An 18871-nucleotide genomic window follows, 5' to 3' on the forward strand; every position below is an offset into this window, starting at 1 on the left:
CAGGTCACTCTTTAAGACTTTAATCTTTTTTGCCTTTCGGCATATCGATAGTGTCTTGCGAGTGCCCACACAGATTGTCTGATTAATTTGTTAAAGAGCGTTGGCAACCGGAAGTGCCTTCCGGGTTGCGAGGCTGCGTATCTTACGCTTTCCTCTTATCGTGTCAAGCCTTATTTTCCAAGGCTTTTCACGTTGTCATCCCGACAGGTTTGTGTGTTTGTCGTGACAACGGAAGCGCATTATAGGGAGTTTTATGATACTGGCAATAGTTATTTTGAAAAAAAGCCTCAACCGCTTATTTATCATCCAAAACAACCCGATTTGGTGTTTTTCCAATCTAGAAAAAGAAAAAAGAGGTGCAAAAAACACCTCTTAAAAACTTTCTAAGTAATCAATATCATTGTGTTGCAACAATACGATTGTCTTCTAACCCTAAAGTCACTAATTTACCTGGGATCAATTTGCCAGAAAGAATTTGCTGGGCCAGTGGATTTTCAATCTCTTGCTGGATAGCTCGTTTCAATGGACGGGCTCCATATACAGGATCGAAACCAGCTTCGCTTAGTTTTTCCAGCGCTGGAGGTGTTATCTCCACCTGATAACCGTGCTCTTCCAAACGCTGATATAAACGCTGCAATTGAATATTCGTAATAGACTTCAGATGCTCTTTTCCTAATGGGTGAAACACAACAACTTCATCAACCCGGTTAATAAACTCAGGCCTGAAATGGTGACTAACCACTTCCATCACCATATTTTTCATACCTATATAATCCAATGTACTAAAGCGTTCTTGAATCATATCGGAGCCTAAGTTAGAGGTCATAATTACAACGGTGTTACGAAAATCAACTGTTCTTCCTTGACCATCAGTCAAACGGCCATCATCCAATACCTGCAACAAGATATTGAAAACATCTGGGTGGGCTTTCTCTACTTCATCCAGCAAAATGACAGAATAAGGACGACGACGCACCGCTTCTGTCAGATACCCACCTTCTTCATATCCAACATATCCGGGAGGCGCTCCCACCAACCTTGAAACGGTGTGTTTTTCCATAAACTCCGACATATCAATGCGCACCATAGCATCATCACTGTCGAATAAGAAATTAGCCAACGCCTTACACAATTCTGTTTTACCCACCCCAGTCGGCCCCAAAAACATGAAAGAACCGATCGGACGATTGGGATCAGATAATCCCGCTCTACTACGACGAATTGCATTCGATACAGCATCAACCGCTTCATTCTGCCCTATTACGCGCTTATGCAATTCTTGCTCCATGCGCAGTAATTTATCTTTTTCACTTTCCAGCATTCTGGATACAGGGATCCCTGTCCAGCGTGCGAGTATTTCAGCGATTTCAGCATCTGTGACTTTGTTACGCAGCAGCTTCATATGACGATTTTCTGCTGTTGTTGCTGTCGCTAAACGTTTTTCCAATTCCGGAATTTTTCCGTACTGAATTTCAGACATTTTGGCCAAGTCACCACTACGGCGAGCTTTCTCTAATTCAATACGAGTATTTTCTAATTCAGCCTTGATATTCTGGGTGCCACTAAGTTCAGCTTTCTCCGCTTTCCACTCTTCTTCCAATTCAGAATATTCACGTTCTTTTTCTGCTAATTCTTCGTTCAGCATCTCTAACCGTTTTTTACTGGCATCATCAGACTCTTTTTTCAGTGCCTGCTGCTCAAGCTTTAATTGAATAACGCGGCGCTCAAGGCGATCCAATGCTTCTGGTTTAGAATCCATCTGCATACGCAAGCTTGCCCCTGCTTCATCAATCAGATCAATGGCTTTATCAGGTAGCATACGATCAGAAATATAGCGATGAGATAGTGTTGCAGCCGCCACGATTGCCGGATCAGTGATTTGGACGTGATGATGCAATTCATATCGCTCTTTCAGTCCACGTAAAATAGCAATCGTGTCCTCAACCGTAGGTTCTGCCACATAAACTTTCTGGAAACGACGCTCTAAGGCCGCATCTTTTTCTATATACTGACGATACTCATCAAGTGTTGTTGCCCCAACGCAATGCAGTTCTCCACGAGCCAGAGCGGGTTTTAACATGTTACCTGCATCCATTGCGCCTTCGGCTTTGCCAGCTCCTACCATGGTATGCAATTCATCAATAAATAGAATGACTGAACCTTCCTGTTTGGCAAGATCGTTCAAAACACCTTTCAAACGCTCTTCGAATTCACCACGGTATTTAGCACCGGCTAATAATGCTCCCATATCAAGAGACAGAACACGTTTGTTTTTCAGCCCCTCTGGAACTTCACCATTGACAATACGCTGTGCCAAACCTTCAACAATCGCGGTCTTCCCAACTCCTGGCTCACCAATGAGAACTGGGTTATTTTTGGTTCTGCGCTGCAATACCTGAATAGTTCGACGAATTTCTTCATCACGCCCAATCACAGGATCTAATTTTCCTTGTTCAGCACGCTCAGTCAGATCAATGGTATATTTCTTTAACGCTTGGCGCTGATCTTCTGCGCCTTGCTCATTCACTTTTTCACCACCGCGCATTTGTTCTATTGCCTTAGTGATTTTATCTTTGGTTGCTCCCGCCGCTTTCAACATGTCACTTAATGTTCCACGTTCTTCTATCGCTGCCAGAACAAAGAGTTCAGAAGAAATGAAGTTATCACCTGATTTTTGTGCAAGTTTGTCACACAGGTTTAAATAACGTCCCAACTCGTTGGATACCTGCACATCTCCACCATTGCCTTCTACTTTCGGCAATCGGTTCAGAGCTTGATTCAGTTGATTATTGAAGTTTCCCGTATCCACCCCTGCCGAGGCCAATAAAGGACGCACTGAACCGCCTTCTTGATTAATTAATGCACTCATCAAGTGGATAGGTTCGATGAATTGATTATCACGCCCTAATGCGAGGGATTGGGCGTCAGCAAGAGCAAGCTGGAATTTATTGGTAAGACGATCCAGACGCATAACACCTCCAATACTGGTCAGAATTTGCTACTGGAGACTAGATAAGGTCATTCCTTAAATATTCAAGGTCTTCTGAAAAGTTAATTGGAAACTTACCGCTATACGCCAAAGATCGTCCTGTAAAGTAGGTTATCGCAACCAGATTAAAGTTGCCATTCGCCCGGTATTACCATCACGACGATAGGAGAAAAAGTTTTCCCCCTCCGTGACTGTACATGCGGCTCCACCAAAAATTTCTGTTATTCCTACTGACTGTAACTTTAATTTAGCCAGTAAGTAAATATTTGCCAGAAACTTATCGCCATAAGGCGTAAAAGCTTGTTCCAGATCAGGATTGGTTGCGATGAAAGCTTCCCTAACCTCAGCCCCCACCTCAAATTTTTCAGGGCCAATAGCAGGCCCCAACCACGCACGGATCATGTCAGGTTTTGCGCTAAATCGAGACACAGTATTCTCCAACACTCCGGCACATAATCCGCGCCATCCGGCATGAGCCGCCGCAACCTCATCACCAGAAATACTGCAAAAAAGAACTGGCAAACAATCTGCTGTCATCACAGCACAAACCTGATCAGGTATATTCGTGTAAACAGCATCGGCCTGATTATTCACCAATGGCTGACCATCAAGTGTGATCACACGTGTTCCGTGTACTTGCTCCAACCATGTAGGTTGCTGCGGTAATTGGGCATATTCAACCAATAGCGTTCTATTCCGTTCCACGTATTCTGGAACGTCCCCAACATGATTACCCAGGTTTAAACTGTCATATGGGGGCTGGCTTACTCCACCTAAACGGGTAGTACTGCAAGCACCAACATTATCAGGCTGTGGCCAATCAGGAAAAATCAGTGGCGTCATTTACCTACCAATCCATCTCGTCTTTGAAAGTCTCAGCATCCACTTTCATCACTTCAATCAACTTAACCATATCGTCCGGTAATGGAGCATGCCATTCCATCTCAATTCCAGTGATCGGATGGTAAAGACGTAACATGGTTGCATGCAATGCCTGACGATCAAAATTGCGCATCGCTTCGCGAAATTCATCAGAAGCTCCTTTTAAGGGACGAGGCCGCCCACCGTACAGAGGATCACCCACCAACGGGTGTTTTATATGTGCCATGTGCACACGAATTTGGTGTGTTCTGCCTGTCTCCAAACGCAGACGCAATCGAGTATGCGCCCGGAAATGTTCCATAACACGATAATGGGTAACAGCAGGTTTACCCATAGGGTGTACTGCCATGTGTGTCCGTTTTGTTGGATGGCGGGAGATAGGTTCTTCTACCGTTCCTCCAGCCGTCATACATCCCAGAGCAACCGCTTCATATTCACGGGTTATTTCACGTAATTGCAAAGATTCCACCAAACGAGTTTGTGCCGGAACGTTTTTTGCCACAACCATTAGCCCTGTCGTATCTTTGTCAAGACGATGAACAATACCTGCACGGGGAACATCTGCAATTTCAGGATAATGATATAATAAGGCATTCAACACTGTACCGTCAGGATTACCTGCTCCCGGATGAACAACCAAATCACGTGGTTTATTGATTACCAAAATATCGTTATCTTCATAGACAATATTCAGTTCGATATCCTGAGGCTCCCAACGTGCATCTTCTTCAATGATAGCATCAACGGAGATTTCTTCACCGCCCAGGACTTTTTCTTTTGGTTTGCTAATTAATTTGCCATTAACTTGAACTTTATTATCCAAGATCCACTCTTTTATACGTGACCTGGAGTAATCAGGGAACAATTCAGCCAAAGCTTGATCTAAACGTTGACCAAGCTGAGATTCAGCGACTATTGCATTAAGTCGGATTTGTTGTGCCATATATAACTTCTATATTTTACGTTGAGTTTTGACGGCGAGGCCGTTTCATTTAAAATAGTGTGTTATTGTAACCCCATATTTTGCCGGGAGCTTCACGGACAGTCTCCCAGAAAACACTCAGAGGATAATCAACACGTGATGATTCGCATGAAATATCTGGTGGCAGCGACCACATTGAGCTTGGTTCTATCTGGATGCTCCAGCAATAAAGATGCTGTTCCTGATATTCCGCCATCTCAAATTTATTCAATTGGACAGGAAATGCTGCAAGAAGGTAACTATAAAGCGGCTATCAAGCAATTGGAATCCCTTGATAACCGATATCCTTTTGGCCCTTACTCCCAGCAAGTTCAACTTGATCTGATCTACGCCTATTACAAATCAGCGGAATACCCATTGGCTCTCGCATCCATTGACCGTTTCATGCGCCTAAATCCAACCCATCCTAATATCGACTATGTACTCTATATGCGTGGTTTGGTTTCGCAAGCTCTGGATGACAGTCTATTACAAGGCCTTTTCGGCATTGATCGATCAAATCGTGATCCTGAACATGCCCGTGCGGCATTCCGTGATTTCAACCAACTGGTACGCTATTACCCAAACAGTCAATATTCAACTGATGCTACCAAGCGGTTAATCTTCCTCAAAGAACGTTTAGCCAAATATGAACTTGAAGTTGTTCAATATTACACTAAACGCAATGCTTACGTAGCTGTTGTCAATCGGGTAGAACAGATGCTACGAGACTACCCTGATGCTAATGCAACTCGGAAAGCACTCCCTTATATGGAGTTAGCTTATAAAGAATTAGGATTGACGGCTGAAGCCAATAAAGTGGCACAACTGATCGCTGCCAACCCCGTATAAAATCTCATTCCATCAGGTTTGAACAAGTAATCAAAAACAGTAGCTAAATGGCTGCTGTTTTTTTATCTATTGTTTTTTATCTAATCATGAAGTTGCCAGGAATATCACTGCTGGGATGTGATTTTGTAAGACTTGCCTTTTTGTTTTGTTTAGCCAACAAACCGAACGCATCAGCACATTTTGTTCATGTTTGGCTATATCTTCATTATTTTCACCTTGAAAATAACTCAAGCTCTGTAATTATAACTTGATTTAATAATCCCATAACTGACTAATAATGACGCATAACTCTTTCCTTCGCAACAAATATTCTCCATATCTTCCTTAGCTATCACAATTCCGTCACTTACTGCCAAAATCACTCAATAAAAGTGATTTAGATCATTCTTTTTATGCCAAATGGCGCTATGCTGAATACATCAGAGACGGAGTAACATCAAAGAGGTAACTATATGTTAGTGAACATTACCAGCAAACAAATGGAAATTACCCCCGCAATTCGTAGCCATGTAGAAGACCGTCTAAGTAAGTTGAGCAAATGGCAAGTTAATCTAATCAATCCACATATCGTACTATCAAAAGAACCGCAAGGATTCTTAGTTGATGCCACAATTGGCACACCAAATGGCACGTTAGTGGCCAGCGCTAAACATGAAGATATGTACGCAGCAATCAATGATCTACTGACAAAATTAGAGCGCCAGCTCAATAAAGTGCAGCATAAAGCAGAAGCTCGTCGCACAGACAATAGTGTTAAAGAGTCCAATATCAACTTAGAAGTATAATCCCCCCTGATTCTTGTCCTAACGCGCTCATTGAGCGCGTTTTTACTGCCTGTTGACACTCCAAGCTAAATAGGTTAATTAAAATACATTATTGAAACCATAAAGTAGCATGCTAACAGGTCAAATGATTATCAAACCGTCTTTGTTATTTTTCTTTTTTTTCACCTTCTCATAAGGAGGTTGATTCGTTTCAAAGAAACTTTAAGAAGACGAATAAAAGCCTCCCATCGACAGGGAGGTTTTTTGTTTTACTGATCACAAACATATCTACGATACACAGGCTACACTCATAATAAGAATATCAGGAACATACTATGGAACGAGACTTAGTGAGTTTACGAGAAGAAATTAGTCATATTGATGCGGAATTGCTGGATCTACTTGCTAAACGCCGACAATTAGCCAGTGACATCGCCCAGACAAAACTGCTCGATCATCGCCCTATCCGAGATAAAAATCGTGAACGAGAGTTATTGAATGTATTGATTGATAAAGGAAAATCACGTGGATTAGATGGATTTTACATTACACGATTATTTCAGATGATCATTGAGGATTCTGTTCTCACCCAACAGGCATTATTACAACAATATCTGAATCAGACACCTTACGATTCTGCCCGTATTACTTTTTTAGGGCCAAAAGGTTCATATTCTCATATTGCAGCTCGACAATTTGCTGCTCGTCACTTTAATCAGTTGGTTGAATGCAGTTGTCACAAATTCTCAGATATTTTCTCACTGGTTGAGATTGGTCAGGCTGATTATGGCATCCTGCCACTGGAAAATACCAGCTCAGGGGCAATTAATGAGGTTTATGATTTATTGCAACATACCCCCTTATCCCTTGTTGGAGAGATAACTCTGCCAATCAACCACTGTCTATTGATTGCTGGGCAAACTGATATCTCAAGGATAAAAACCGTTTATAGCCATTCCCAACCTTTTCAACAATGTAGCCAATATCTCAATAAATATCCTGACTGGAATATTGTTTACTGTGAAAGCACTGCTGCTGCTATGCAAAAAGTGGCAGAACTCAACTCACCAGAAATAGCAGCATTAGGCAGTGAGGCTGGCGGCACTCTTTATGGATTACATGTTTTAGAAAACAACCTAGCAAATCAGCAAGAGAATAGCACTCGCTTTATTGTTGTTTCCCGCAAATCTATTGACGTATCCGAGCAAGTTCCTGCCAAAACCACGTTTATTATGTCAACCGGACAGCAAGCAGGAGCACTGGTTGATGCTCTCATTATCCTAAAGAAACATGATATCCCTATGAGTAAATTGGAGTCTCGCCCAATAAATGGCAAACCGTGGGAAGAGATGTTTTATATTGATGTACAAGCCAATCTACGTTCCATGAAAATGCAACAAGCATTGAAAGAATTGACGGAAATTACTCGTTTTCTGAAAGTGTTAGGATCTTACCCATCAGAAAATGTCATTCCTATCGATCCTATCTAAAGTAAAAAAACAAAACCGGATATTTCTATCCGGTTTTAAAATAAAACCTATACTCGGTTGTCACTTGCCTGCTGCAAGAGCACTCGACTTTCCTTCATAAATCGAGCTGCTTCATCGCCAAACCAATCACTCACTTGGTTAAAGCTCTCAATAAAAGCTGACTTATCTTGATGTTCCAAGATTTCCAGCACCTGCCCGAAACTTTGGTAATACCGACGTATAAGTGCAATATTTTCAGGACTAGACATAATAATATCAGCATACAATTGGGCATCTTGTGCAAATAATCGTCCTACCATCGCTAGCTCCAATCGATATATCGGTGAAGATAGTGAAAGCAATTGCTGTAAGTCGATATTTTCCTTTGCAAGATGTCGTCCGTAAGAGAAGGTAGTGAAATGACGCAACGCCTGAATGAAACTCATATTTTTATCATGCTTCTCTGCGGTGATTTGATGCAACCTCGCTCCCCATACTGATATCTGTTCCAAAAACCATTGATACGACTCTGGATAGCGTCCATCGCAATACACAACCACTTGCTTAGCAAAGCTACCTACATCTGGCCCAAACATAGGGTGCAACCCTAAAACAGGCCCTTTATGTACTTCAAGCATCGCATTTAACGGTCTTTGCTTGATTGAAGCCAAATCAACTAGAATGCACTGTTCTGGCAAAGGAGGTAATCGACGGATAATCTTGTCTGTCAAGTGAATAGGAACACTGACGATCACCATCCCTACTCCGGCTAATATATGTTCGGCGTTATCCCAATCGTCAGCTTCGAGCACCCTGACTTCATAGCCAGACAGCGTCAACAATCGACTGAATAATCGGCCCATTTTGCCTGAACCACCTACAATGACCACAGATCCCAAATGAGTACCGAGTTTTTTAAAGCCCTTGTTATTTTCACTGACATAAGACTCTCGCATAATTCGGCGTAATATATCTTCAATCAAATCAGGTGGAATTCCCATATTTTCCGCCTCCTGACGGCGGGAGGCCAACATAGTAGCCTCCCTATCAGGATCATAAATCGGTAAGCCGAGTTGACTTTTAACTTCACCAACTTGCGCTACTAAATTCATTCTTCTTGCCAGCAACGATAATAAGGTTTTATCTACCTCATCAATTTGAGCTCTCAACTGTGACAATTCTGTTGTCATATTGGTTATCCTGCTTTTTCCATCATTATGTTTCGATTAACCAAATATGGAGCGATTTGTTGGTGCAGTTTTCTCAATATTTGCTCCGTAGTCTGCCAGTTAATACAGGCGTCTGTCACCGAAACACCATATTTCATCTCAGAGCGAGGCTGTTCGGAGGATTGGTTGCCCTCATTAATATGGCTTTCCAACATAATCCCAATGATGGATTGGTTTTTGGACATCATCTGTTCAACAACAGAATCCACAACGATACTCTGGCGACGAAAATCTTTATTGGAATTACCGTGACTGCAATCAATCATCAGTGATGGTATCAGCCCTGCTTTAATCATTTGTCGTTCACAATCAGCAACATGTTCTGCACTGTAATTCGGCCCTACGCCGCCCCGCAATATCACATGTCCATTCGGATTACCCTGAGTTTGCAGCAAACAAACTTGACCTGACTGATTTATCCCCATAAAGCGATGAGGCATTGCTGCTGCTTTCATGGCATTAATTGCGGTATTCAAACTACCATCTGTGCCATTTTTAAATCCGACGGGTACAGACAATCCTGATGCCATTTCACGATGAGTTTGAGATTCCGTTGTTCTAGCACCAATTGCTGACCAACTAAATAGATCCCCTAAGTATTGTGGATTATTGGGATCAAGTGCCTCATTAGCCAAAGGCAATCCCATTTCTACTAGGTTCAACAGCAGGCGACGGGCAATATGCAGCCCCGCATCCATATCAAATGAACCATCCATATAGGGATCACTAATTAGCCCTTTCCAACCAACGGTTGTACGAGGCTTTTCAAAATAGACACGCATAACAATATACAGACAATCACTCAATTCAGAAGAAAGCGCTTTCAAACGACTGGCATAGTCCAGGGCAGCATCCACATCATGAATTGAACATGGACCACATACCACTAATAAACGAGGATCACGATGCTGAATAATGTCAGCGATAGTATTACGCGCGTTTGTGATGGCATGTCGATCATGGCTATTCAACGGATATTTCTGTTTCAACTCTTCCGGTGTGATGAGGACTTGCTCATCAAGGATATGAACGTTATTCAGAGCGTCTTTTTGCATGATCATTTCTACCTGCCTTGTCTGTTTAATGTTTGTCTAAGTGTCTGCTGGATAACATACCATGAGCCGTAAAGAATACAATCCAAAAACGTAAATATTTTCCACATACCGTAAATAATATTTTACATTAAAATGCAAAGACTATTGATATAGTGGAGATACTAACAATCCATTGAATTTTATTTTCATGTCAAAATATATAAATAATTTTTAAAGTTAATTCATTGTAAATGACAACTAACAATCGCATCAAAATAGAAATAATTTATTAACCACTTACATATAATTTATTACACAAATAAATACCTTTATAATCAAATAATAAAAACAAGATCTCAATCTCATTTTTATATAAATATTCTAATAATATTAAATATGTGTTTTTAATGTTTATATGAAACTATAAAAAAATTTTTATAAACAATAGCCATATCCAATAGATCTAAAGCTATGACTAACAGCATGTATATAAGTCATGCAGATGCAAAAATCCGTATTACCAACTTTTATTTATTTTTTAAACATTTGTTAAGGATAGATATGATAACGCTGCAATTTATTGTAATAATCATTTGCTTATTGATAGGTACGCGTTATGCGGGAATGGGATTGGGACTGATCAGTGGTATTGGACTCTTTATACTGACATTTGTCTTTGGCTTGGAACCAGGTAACCCTCCCGTTGATGTAATGCTGACTATTCTTGCTGTAATCGGTTGTGCATCCGTTTTACAAACAGCAGGTGGGCTAAATGTTATGATGCAATTTGCAGAACGCTTACTGCGTCGTCACCCGCAACATATCACCATTTTGGCACCACTGACTACTTGGATGCTCACTTTTCTTTGCGGTACCGGTCATGTGGTTTATACCATGTTCCCAATCATTGGCGATATTGCCTTGAAAAAAGGTATTCGCCCTGAACGGCCAATGGCTGTTGCTTCTGTCGCTTCCCAAATGGCAATTACCGCTTCTCCTGTATCTGTCGCCGTTGTTTCTTTGGTGTCAATTATTGCTGCCAGTCATGGTATTGGGCAGGCGTACGGGATCTTGGACATTTTGGCTGTTTCAATACCAGCATCACTCACTGGAGTAATACTTGCTGCATTATGGAGCTTACGTCGAGGAAAAGATCTTGATCAGGACGAAGAATTCCAGGCGAAAATCAAAGATCCAAAGCAACGTGAGTTTATTTATGGTGGTTCTGACACTCTATTGAATCAAGTCTTTCCTAAGCAAGCTTATTGGGCAACCTGGATTTTCTTTACCGCAATTGCTGTCGTAGTCTTATTTGGTGCATTCACCGAATTACGTCCTGCTTTTGAAGTAAAAGGTACACTAAAACCCCTTTCTATGAATCTGGTGATCCAGATGATGATGTTAATTGCAGGCTCCATTATATTGATGGCCTGTAAAATCAAAACCAGTGAAATCGCCAATAGTGCCGTGTTCAAAGCAGGTATGGTTGCGATTTTTTCTGTCTTTGGTGTGGCATGGATGAGTGATACCTTCTTCCACTCACATTTAGGTGAATTAAAACTAGTCCTAGAAGATGTGGTCCAGGCACAGCCGTGGACTTATGCCCTTGTACTGTTTTTAGTATCAAAACTGGTTAACAGCCAAGCCGCCGCCTTAACGGCCATTGCGCCAATGGGATTACAACTTGGAGTTGATCCTAAACTTCTGATTGCTTTCTTTCCTGCTGCCTATGGCTATTTTGTTTTGCCTACTTATCCAAGCGATTTGGCTTGTATTGGTTTTGACCGTTCAGGTACAACAAAAATCGGGAAATTCATTATCAACCACAGCTTTCTTTTACCAGGATTGCTTGGCGTCAGTGGCGCTTGTACAGTAGGATATATTTTAGCCAGTACGTTTATGTAACTTACTGTCTCCCTAACCTGACTTACAACTGAAAAAATAAGTTTCCTGATTTATAGCATGTAAAAAGGCCAGCATATGCGCTGGCCTTTGATAACTTTCGGATGTAGCGAAAGCGTATTATTTTGCGTTCAGACGCTCTTTAATACGAGCAGCCTTACCAGAACGCTCACGCAGGTAGTACAGTTTAGCTCTGCGAACAGCACCACGACGCTTAACGCTGATGCTGTCTACGACTGGGGAGTGAGTCTGGAATACACGCTCAACGCCTTCGCCGTTAGAAATCTTACGAACAGTGAATGCAGAGTGCAGACCGCGGTTACGAATCGCAATAACCACGCCCTCGAATGTCTGCAGACGCTTTTTAGAACCTTCAACGACCCATACCTTAACTTCCAAGGTGTCACCCGGACGGAATGAAGGTACGTCTTGCTTCATCTGCTCTTGTTCAAGTTGTTTAATAATGTTGCTCATAATAACTCTCTTACCCTAGGTAAACTGATATATCAAAGACATCCCTTTAGGATATGTCTGGATTAATTCGTTGCTTGATCTTGATATTCCCGTTGGAACTCAGATAGCAACATCCTTTGCTCGTCAGTCAGAGCTAGGTTTTCTAGAAGTTCGGGCCTTCTTAGCCAGGTTCGACCAAGCGACTGTTTCATTCGCCAGCGATTAATTTCAGCATGGTTTCCCGACAGCAAAACTGGGGGGACTTCCATACTATCTAACACTTCAGGGCGAGTATAATGTGGGCAATCCAACAATCCATCAGCGAATGAGTCTTCTTCTGCCGATGCTTGACGCCCTAATACGCCCGGAATAAACCGCGATATCGAGTCAATCATCGTCATTGCAGGAAGCTCTCCCCCGCTAAGAACGTAATCACCGATAGACCATTCTTCGTCAATTTCGGTTTGGATGATACGCTCATCAATACCTTCATAACGCCCGCAAACCAGAATTAATTTCTCATTTGCTGCCAGCTCACAAACTCCCTGTTGATCGAGTTTGCGTCCCTGAGGTGAAAGATAAATCACCTTTGCACCATCACCTGCCGAAGCTTTAGCTGCATGAATGGCTTCTCGTAATGGTTGCACCATCATCAGCATGCCTGGACCACCGCCATAAGGGCGATCATCAACAGTACGATGCCGGTCGTAGGTAAAATCCCTTGGATTCCAGCATTCGATACTCAACAGGCCATTTTTTACTGCCCGACCAGTTACCCCGTAATCGGTTATTGCGCGGAACATTTCAGGAAACAGGCTAATAACCCCAATCCACATACTGTGTCCCACTCATTTAAACCGTTTTTACCGGAGATTAAAAACCAGGATCCCAATCTACCTCGATGGTTTTGGTAGCGAGATCAACTTTCTTGATAACCTGCCCATCAAGAAACGGAACCAACCGCTCCTTGATACCGAATGCATCTTTCAGGTTTGCTTTTATTACCATCACATCGTTAGAACCTGTTTCCATCATGTCATGAATAGTTCCAAGGTTATAACCGACTGTATTTATTACTTGGCAGCCAATAAGGTCTTTCCAGTAATAATCACCCTCTTCCAGTGCTGGTAACTGGCTACAATCCACCACAACTTCACAGTTAGTGAATAAATTCGCCGCATCCCGATCGTCAATACCTTTGATTTTGACGATAATATCTTGGTTATGGTATTTCCATGCTTCCAGTTCAATGTGTTGCCACTGGCCTAAGCGTTGAATAAACCACGGTTGATATTCAAAAATGTCTTCGGTGTGTTCGGTGGAAGAAAAAACTCTGAGCCAACCACGAATGCCATATGCAGACCCTAACTTCCCCAATACAATTGGCTCAACAGGGTGCTTCAGGCCAGATTGTTTGCTCATTGTTACCACCGCGACAGATTAAGCTGCTTTCTTAGCGTCTTTGATCAGTGTAGCAACACGATCAGACACAGATGCACCCAGACCAACCCAGTGTTCGATACGGTCCAGATCTAAACGCAGAGCTTCTGCTTTTCCTGAAGCGATTGGGTTGAAGAAACCAACACGCTCAATAAAACGACCATCACGCGCATTGCGGCTATCGGTCACGACTACTTGATAAAACGGACGCTTTTTTGCGCCGCCACGAGCTAAACGAATTGTTACCATAACATCCTCATTAGTTAGCAAAACAACCAGACTCCATCGAGGAATGGAGTCCGGCTGTCCATTAAAAGCCCGAAAATTTTACTCACTTTGGCGCAAAAAGCAATCCAAAGAACATTTTCTTTCGCAACTTTGTCGATTATCGCCCCATAAATCCCGGTGGCAGCATACCTTTCATGCCTCGCATCATTTTTGCCAAACCACCTTTCTTCATCTTTTTCATCATACGTTGCATTTCATCAAACTGTTTCAGCAAACGGTTGACATCCTGCACCTGTGTGCCCGATCCCATCGCAATACGGCGCTTACGCGAACCTTTGATGATTTCTGGTTTTTCCCGCTCTTTACGGGTCATGGAATTAATGATGGCTTCCATTTTAACCAGAAGCTTGTCATCCATTTGCGATTTGACGGCATCAGGGATCTGCGACATTCCCGGCATTTTGCTCAACATGCTAGCCATTCCGCCCATATTACGCATCTGTTTAAGCTGTTCCAGAAAATCGCTTAAATCAAAGCCGTCACCTTTTTTCAGTTTAGATGCCAATTTTTCCGCTTGGGTACGATCAACTTTGCTTTCAAGTTCTTCGATCAGTGAAAGCATATCCCCCATACCCAGAATGCGGGATGCAATGCGATCAGGATGGAAAGGTTCTAATGCATCCGTTTTTTCACCAACGCCGAGGAATTTGATAGGCTTACCAGTGATATGACGGATAGAAAGCGCAGCACCGCCACGCGCATCACCATCTACCTTGGTCAGCACAACCCCAGTTAATGGCAATGCTTCATTGAATGCTTTTGCTGTATTTGCTGCATCTTGACCCGTCATTGCATCAACAACAAACAGGGTTTCAACAGGATTAATAGCCGCATGAATCGCTATGATTTCATCCATCATAGCTTCATCAACATGCAGACGGCCTGCTGTATCGACTAACAATACATCATAAAATTTCAGCTTAGCATGTTGGATCGCTTTATTGACAATATCAACAGGTTTTTCCTGTGGATCAGAAGGGAAAAAGTCAACTCCAACTGTTTCAGACAAGGTTTCAAGCTGTTTGATCGCCGCGGGTCGATATACGTCAGCAGAAACAACCAAGACTTTTTTCTTGTTTTTCTCTTTCAGCAACTTACCTAATTTAGCAACGCTGGTCGTTTTACCTGCACCTTGCAAACCGGCCATAAGAATCACAGCGGGAGGCTGTGTGGAAAGGTTCAGTTCACTGTTAACCTCTCCCATCGCCTTAACCAATTCATTTTGAACGATTTTGACGAATTCCTGACCTGGAGTCAGACTTTTGTTAACCTCATGTCCCACAGCGCTTTCTTTGACTCGTGCAATAAAATCACGCACGACAGGTAATGCAACATCCGCTTCGAGCAAAGCCATACGAACTTCGCGCAGCGTATCTTTAATATTATCTTCAGTCAGCCGTCCGCGACCGCTGATATTGCGCAATGTGCGCGATAGTCTGTCAGTTAAATTATCAAACATTGTCTCAGCTCAGATATCTACAAGTGGGTCTACCTGTAAGGCAAATTTCGCAAATTATAGCACGATGATTATGTGATCTCTGCAAAGAGATTCCCAAGTATGATTAACAGCGGTTGGAGGCTACTCCTGCTAGCGGTATACTTAAATTTCAGGTTCAATCCATACCCAATGGATTTCATTGCGAAAACGATAAATGTTATGCTGATATTTTCAATTATTGCTTTATTTGCCTATCTCATTAGCCTGACGCTCATCGTGCCAGGTTTATTGCGCCAACAAAACAGTTATCAAAAACTGGCACTTTCTTTTGCCATTGTAGCGTTAGTCGCTCACGCGATTGCATTAAAATACCAAGTTTTTCATGTCAGCAGCGGGCAAAATCTCACTTTATTGAATTTAGGCTCAATTGTTAGCTTGCTTATGTGCATCATCATGACAGTCGTCGCTTTCCGTGGACGTGCATGGTTTTTACTGCCGGTTGTTTACAGTTTCGCCATGATCAATTTGATACTGGCTAGCATGATGCCGGGAGAATTCATTACTCATCTTGAAGATAGTATCGAATTATTTATTCATATTGGGCTGGCATTACTTGGCTATGCTACTTTACTCATTGCAGCTCTTTATGCATTGCAACTTGGTTGGTTGGATCATCAGCTTAAAAAGAAAAAACTCACATTTACCTCTGGTATTCCTCCATTGATGACAATTGAGCGGAAAATGTTTCACATTACCCAGGTTGGTGTAATTTTACTAACATTGACGCTCTGTACTGGCATTATGTACATGGATGATATTTTCAGTAAAGAAAATATCCATAAATCTGTTTTATCTATTATTGCATGGTTTATTTACGTTATTTTGCTTTGGGGGCATTATCATGAAGGGTGGCGTGGCAAGCGTGTTATTTGGTTCAATTTGATTGGTGCATTTATTCTGACACTTGCTTTTTTCGGTAGCAGGCTATTACAGGAAATGATGGTTTATTAATAAGTTAATTTATCATCGCCAATCTATATAATTATTAGGAAGGAATTCTGTTTTGGAGAATGTCTCAACAAGTACACTGATTATAATTCTTGTTGTTATGGTTATTGTTTCGGCTTATTTCTCTGCCTCTGAAACTAGCATGATGACAATCAACCGATATCGCTTACGCCATTTAGCTAAACAAGGGAGCAATCCCGCACGCAGGGTGGAATCTCTGCTGCGTCATCCAGACAGACTCATTAGCCTGATACTTATCGGTAATAATCTTGTCAATATTTTGGCGTCCTCCCTTGCTACTATCGTTGGTATGCGACTCTATGGCGATGCCGGTGTTGCTATTGCAACAGGTGTACTCACATTCATTATTCTTATTTTTTCTGAAGTGATGCCAAAGACCATTGCAGCGCTTTACCCTGAAAAAATTGCATTCCCAAGTAGCTTCCTGTTACGCCCACTAGAAAAAATTATGCTGCCCCTTGTTTGGTCATTTAATAAGATCAGTTTGCTGTTTATGCGCTGTTTGGGTATCAAAACCTCTAATATCCGCAGTGATGCCGTCAGTAAAGACGAGCTACGCACAATTGTAAATGAATCAAACGTCAATCTATCACGCCGAAATCAAGATATGCTGCTCTCAATATTAGATCTTGAGAAAGTCACCGTTGGTGACATTATGATCCCACGTAATGAAATTGTCGGTATTGATATTAACAATGATTGGAAGTGCGTTATCAAGCAACTGACACACTCTCCACATGGACGTATTGTGTTATATCGAGATTCCCTTGATGATGCTATCGGTATGCTCCGAGTACGTGAGGCCTATCGACTGATGATGGAGAAAAAAGAATTTACAAAAAGAAATTTACTCAAAGCCGCAGATAAAATCTATTTCATCCCAGTTAGCACGCCATTAAATATCCAGCTTATTAATTTCCAACGTAACAAACAAAAAGCTGGCCTAATCGTTGATGAATATGGCGATATTCAAGGATTAGTGACTGTCGAGGATATTTTGGAAGAAATTGTCGGCGATTTTACCACTTCCATGTCACCAACTCTGGCAGAAGAAGTCCTTCCACAAAGTGACGGCTCCGTTCTGGTTGATGGCACAGCCAATATCCGTGAATTAAATAAGGCTTTCGGTTGGGCGCTTCCCGAAAACGGTCCAAGGACAATGAATGGAATGATTTTGGAAGAACTAGGTGAAATTCCTGAATTAAATGCTAACGTACAGATTAATAAATACAATTTTGAGGTTATTGCGGTGCAAGATAATGTTATCAAGCAAGTTCGTGTAACGCCGATACACCAAAATACAGAATAAAGTATAAAATTAATTCAGTGAATAATTTAACCACTATAAAACATTCAAATTAATACTCAATCTAATTTGTCTATGTAACTAAAGGAAAATAATCAAAAAAATCTGGTAATTTCAAAAATATAAAGAGAAAAGAACACCAATGCAGGGCTAGCAGAATAAGCTAGCCCCTCAATAATATAAAACAGATCTGACTACTTAACCAAAAGCTCCATCACCAAATGTAATAGTCGTTGAGGTACCATATCTAACAAACTAAACTTGAAGCCCCACCAGTTTTTCTTCAGGCAATGCCAATTCATCGTTATAATTGACACGAACACCAGAATCAAGGATACGCTGAGCAATATCTTGAGCTTCTTTCAATGAGTGCATTTCATATGTACCGCACTGATAAATGTTTAATTCTGGGATCTGGTTCTGATCTTGAACTTTTATCACATCTTCCATTGCCGCTTTCCAAGACTCAGCCACTCTCAATTCTTCTGGAGCACCAATTAAGCTCATATAAAAACCAGTACGACATCCCATTGGAGAAATATCAATGATTTCAACACCGTCACCGTTCAAATGATTGCGCATAAAACCCGCAAACAAATGCTCAAGTGTGTGAATACCTCGTTCTGGCATCACTGCTTTATTAGGAACACAAAAACGTAAATCAAATACTGTGATAGTATCGCCGTGAGGCGTTTTCATTGTCTTGGCAACTCTAACAGCAGGTGCCGCCATACGAGTATGGTCAACTGTAAAACTATCCAACAAAGGCATAATACTACCTCCTAAGGTATCAGATTTTTTACGAAGATTTTTTCAGATAGATGAAACCTTTTCA

General features: G+C 41.7%; 17 protein-coding genes. 6 read left to right on the forward strand and 11 right to left on the reverse strand.

Features of this window, described 5'->3' with window-relative positions:
• Positions 1 to 397: 397 nt before the first annotated feature.
• The 3 genes from clpB to rluD form a co-directional block, all read right to left on the reverse strand.
• Positions 398 to 2971, reverse strand: a complete 2574-nt coding sequence (gene clpB / locus Xets_RS27240) for an ATP-dependent chaperone ClpB (protein ID WP_187651065.1) — start codon at positions 2969 to 2971, stop codon at positions 398 to 400.
• A gap of 129 nt (positions 2972 to 3100) precedes the next feature.
• The gene (yfiH, locus tag Xets_RS27245; RefSeq protein WP_099131072.1) at positions 3101 to 3832 is read right to left on the reverse strand and encodes a purine nucleoside phosphorylase YfiH; all 732 of its coding nucleotides are present in this window, start codon (positions 3830 to 3832) and stop codon (positions 3101 to 3103) included.
• 4 nt (positions 3833 to 3836) lie between these two features.
• Entirely contained in the window at positions 3837 to 4814 is a 978-nt protein-coding gene (gene rluD / locus Xets_RS27250) for a 23S rRNA pseudouridine(1911/1915/1917) synthase RluD (RefSeq protein WP_187651066.1), read from the reverse strand.
• Between the two features lie 147 nt (positions 4815 to 4961).
• On the opposite strand from rluD, the gene bamD reads away from it, so the two are divergent.
• The 3 genes from bamD (at position 4962) to pheA (ending at position 7938) form a co-directional block, all read left to right on the forward strand.
• The gene (gene bamD, locus Xets_RS27255; RefSeq protein WP_187651095.1) at positions 4962 to 5684 is read left to right on the forward strand and encodes an outer membrane protein assembly factor BamD; all 723 of its coding nucleotides are present in this window, start codon (positions 4962 to 4964) and stop codon (positions 5682 to 5684) included.
• Positions 5685 to 6136: 452 nt separating this feature from the next.
• Positions 6137 to 6469, forward strand: coding sequence for a ribosome-associated translation inhibitor RaiA (raiA, locus tag Xets_RS27260; RefSeq protein WP_099131069.1), 333 nt, complete (start codon positions 6137 to 6139; stop codon positions 6467 to 6469).
• Positions 6470 to 6783: 314 nt separating this feature from the next.
• Positions 6784 to 7938, forward strand: a complete 1155-nt coding sequence (pheA, locus tag Xets_RS27265) for a bifunctional chorismate mutase/prephenate dehydratase (RefSeq protein ID WP_099131068.1) — start codon at positions 6784 to 6786, stop codon at positions 7936 to 7938.
• 47 nt (positions 7939 to 7985) lie between these two features.
• On the opposite strand, the gene tyrA is transcribed toward pheA, so the two are convergent.
• Entirely contained in the window at positions 7986 to 9107 is a 1122-nt protein-coding gene (tyrA, locus tag Xets_RS27270) for a bifunctional chorismate mutase/prephenate dehydrogenase (protein ID WP_099131067.1), read from the reverse strand.
• A 5-nt stretch (positions 9108 to 9112) separates the two neighbouring features.
• On the reverse strand, positions 9113 to 10207 hold the full coding sequence (locus Xets_RS27275; protein WP_304952506.1) for a 3-deoxy-7-phosphoheptulonate synthase: 1095 nt from the start codon (positions 10205 to 10207) through the stop codon (positions 9113 to 9115).
• Between the two features lie 534 nt (positions 10208 to 10741).
• Between Xets_RS27275 and Xets_RS27280 the strand changes: the two genes are divergently transcribed.
• A complete protein-coding gene (locus Xets_RS27280) occupies positions 10742 to 12085 on the forward strand; it encodes an anaerobic C4-dicarboxylate transporter (protein ID WP_187651068.1) in 1344 nt (447 codons plus the stop codon).
• 117 nt (positions 12086 to 12202) lie between these two features.
• Here the strand turns inward: Xets_RS27280 and rplS are convergent, their stop codons facing one another.
• The 5 genes from rplS to ffh all read right to left on the reverse strand — a co-directional run bounded on the left by rplS (position 12203) and on the right by ffh (position 15722).
• Positions 12203 to 12556, reverse strand: a complete 354-nt coding sequence (gene rplS, locus Xets_RS27285; RefSeq protein WP_074020138.1) for a 50S ribosomal protein L19 — start codon at positions 12554 to 12556, stop codon at positions 12203 to 12205.
• Positions 12557 to 12618: 62 nt separating this feature from the next.
• A complete protein-coding gene (gene trmD / locus Xets_RS27290) occupies positions 12619 to 13371 on the reverse strand; it encodes a tRNA (guanosine(37)-N1)-methyltransferase TrmD (RefSeq protein ID WP_099131065.1) in 753 nt (250 codons plus the stop codon).
• A gap of 37 nt (positions 13372 to 13408) precedes the next feature.
• Positions 13409 to 13957 (reverse strand): ribosome maturation factor RimM, encoded by a 549-nt coding sequence (gene rimM / locus Xets_RS27295; RefSeq protein WP_099131064.1) that lies wholly within the window; start codon positions 13955 to 13957, stop codon positions 13409 to 13411.
• Positions 13958 to 13975: 18 nt separating this feature from the next.
• Complete coding sequence (gene rpsP / locus Xets_RS27300; protein ID WP_074020141.1) at positions 13976 to 14224, reverse strand: 30S ribosomal protein S16; 249 nt, start codon at positions 14222 to 14224, stop codon at positions 13976 to 13978.
• 136 nt (positions 14225 to 14360) lie between these two features.
• Positions 14361 to 15722: a signal recognition particle protein gene (ffh, locus tag Xets_RS27305; protein WP_099131063.1), complete on the reverse strand. Its 1362-nt coding sequence runs from the start codon at positions 15720 to 15722 to the stop codon at positions 14361 to 14363.
• Positions 15723 to 15920: 198 nt separating this feature from the next.
• Between ffh and Xets_RS27310 the strand changes: the two genes are divergently transcribed.
• Together Xets_RS27310 and Xets_RS27315 are read left to right on the forward strand one after the other, a co-directional pair.
• On the forward strand, positions 15921 to 16712 hold the full coding sequence (locus Xets_RS27310; protein WP_099131212.1) for an inner membrane protein YpjD: 792 nt from the start codon (positions 15921 to 15923) through the stop codon (positions 16710 to 16712).
• A gap of 52 nt (positions 16713 to 16764) precedes the next feature.
• Complete coding sequence (locus Xets_RS27315) at positions 16765 to 18039, forward strand: HlyC/CorC family transporter (RefSeq protein WP_143707506.1); 1275 nt, start codon at positions 16765 to 16767, stop codon at positions 18037 to 18039.
• 252 nt (positions 18040 to 18291) lie between these two features.
• On the opposite strand, the gene luxS is transcribed toward Xets_RS27315, so the two are convergent.
• Positions 18292 to 18807 carry an S-ribosylhomocysteine lyase gene (gene luxS, locus Xets_RS27320; protein ID WP_099131062.1) on the reverse strand — a complete coding sequence of 172 codons (516 nt, stop codon included), beginning with the start codon at positions 18805 to 18807 and terminating at the stop codon, positions 18292 to 18294.
• Between the last annotated feature and the right edge of the window lie 64 nt (positions 18808 to 18871).

Origin of the sequence: Xenorhabdus sp. TS4 (genome assembly GCF_014467265.1) — a bacterium.
GTDB lineage: Bacteria > Pseudomonadota > Gammaproteobacteria > Enterobacterales > Enterobacteriaceae > Xenorhabdus > Xenorhabdus ehlersii.

Coding starts and splice junctions, on each gene's coding strand:
- ffh (WP_099131063.1), bottom strand. CDS start 15,722: ATGTTTGATAATTTAACTGACAGACTATCGCGCACATTGCGCAATATC.
- rpsP (WP_074020141.1), bottom strand. CDS start 14,224: ATGGTAACAATTCGTTTAGCTCGTGGCGGCGCAAAAAAGCGTCCGTTT.
- pheA (WP_099131068.1), top strand. CDS start 6,784: ATGGAACGAGACTTAGTGAGTTTACGAGAAGAAATTAGTCATATTGAT.
- raiA (WP_099131069.1), top strand. CDS start 6,137: ATGTTAGTGAACATTACCAGCAAACAAATGGAAATTACCCCCGCAATT.
- rplS (WP_074020138.1), bottom strand. CDS start 12,556: ATGAGCAACATTATTAAACAACTTGAACAAGAGCAGATGAAGCAAGAC.
- tyrA (WP_099131067.1), bottom strand. CDS start 9,107: ATGACAACAGAATTGTCACAGTTGAGAGCTCAAATTGATGAGGTAGAT.
- clpB (WP_187651065.1), bottom strand. CDS start 2,971: ATGCGTCTGGATCGTCTTACCAATAAATTCCAGCTTGCTCTTGCTGAC.
- bamD (WP_187651095.1), top strand. CDS start 4,962: ATGAAATATCTGGTGGCAGCGACCACATTGAGCTTGGTTCTATCTGGA.
- Xets_RS27280 (WP_187651068.1), top strand. CDS start 10,742: ATGATAACGCTGCAATTTATTGTAATAATCATTTGCTTATTGATAGGT.
- Xets_RS27275 (WP_304952506.1), bottom strand. CDS start 10,207: ATGATCATGCAAAAAGACGCTCTGAATAACGTTCATATCCTTGATGAG.
- rimM (WP_099131064.1), bottom strand. CDS start 13,957: ATGAGCAAACAATCTGGCCTGAAGCACCCTGTTGAGCCAATTGTATTG.
- yfiH (WP_099131072.1), bottom strand. CDS start 3,832: ATGACGCCACTGATTTTTCCTGATTGGCCACAGCCTGATAATGTTGGT.
- luxS (WP_099131062.1), bottom strand. CDS start 18,807: ATGCCTTTGTTGGATAGTTTTACAGTTGACCATACTCGTATGGCGGCA.
- rluD (WP_187651066.1), bottom strand. CDS start 4,814: ATGGCACAACAAATCCGACTTAATGCAATAGTCGCTGAATCTCAGCTT.
- Xets_RS27310 (WP_099131212.1), top strand. CDS start 15,921: ATGCTGATATTTTCAATTATTGCTTTATTTGCCTATCTCATTAGCCTG.
- trmD (WP_099131065.1), bottom strand. CDS start 13,371: ATGTGGATTGGGGTTATTAGCCTGTTTCCTGAAATGTTCCGCGCAATA.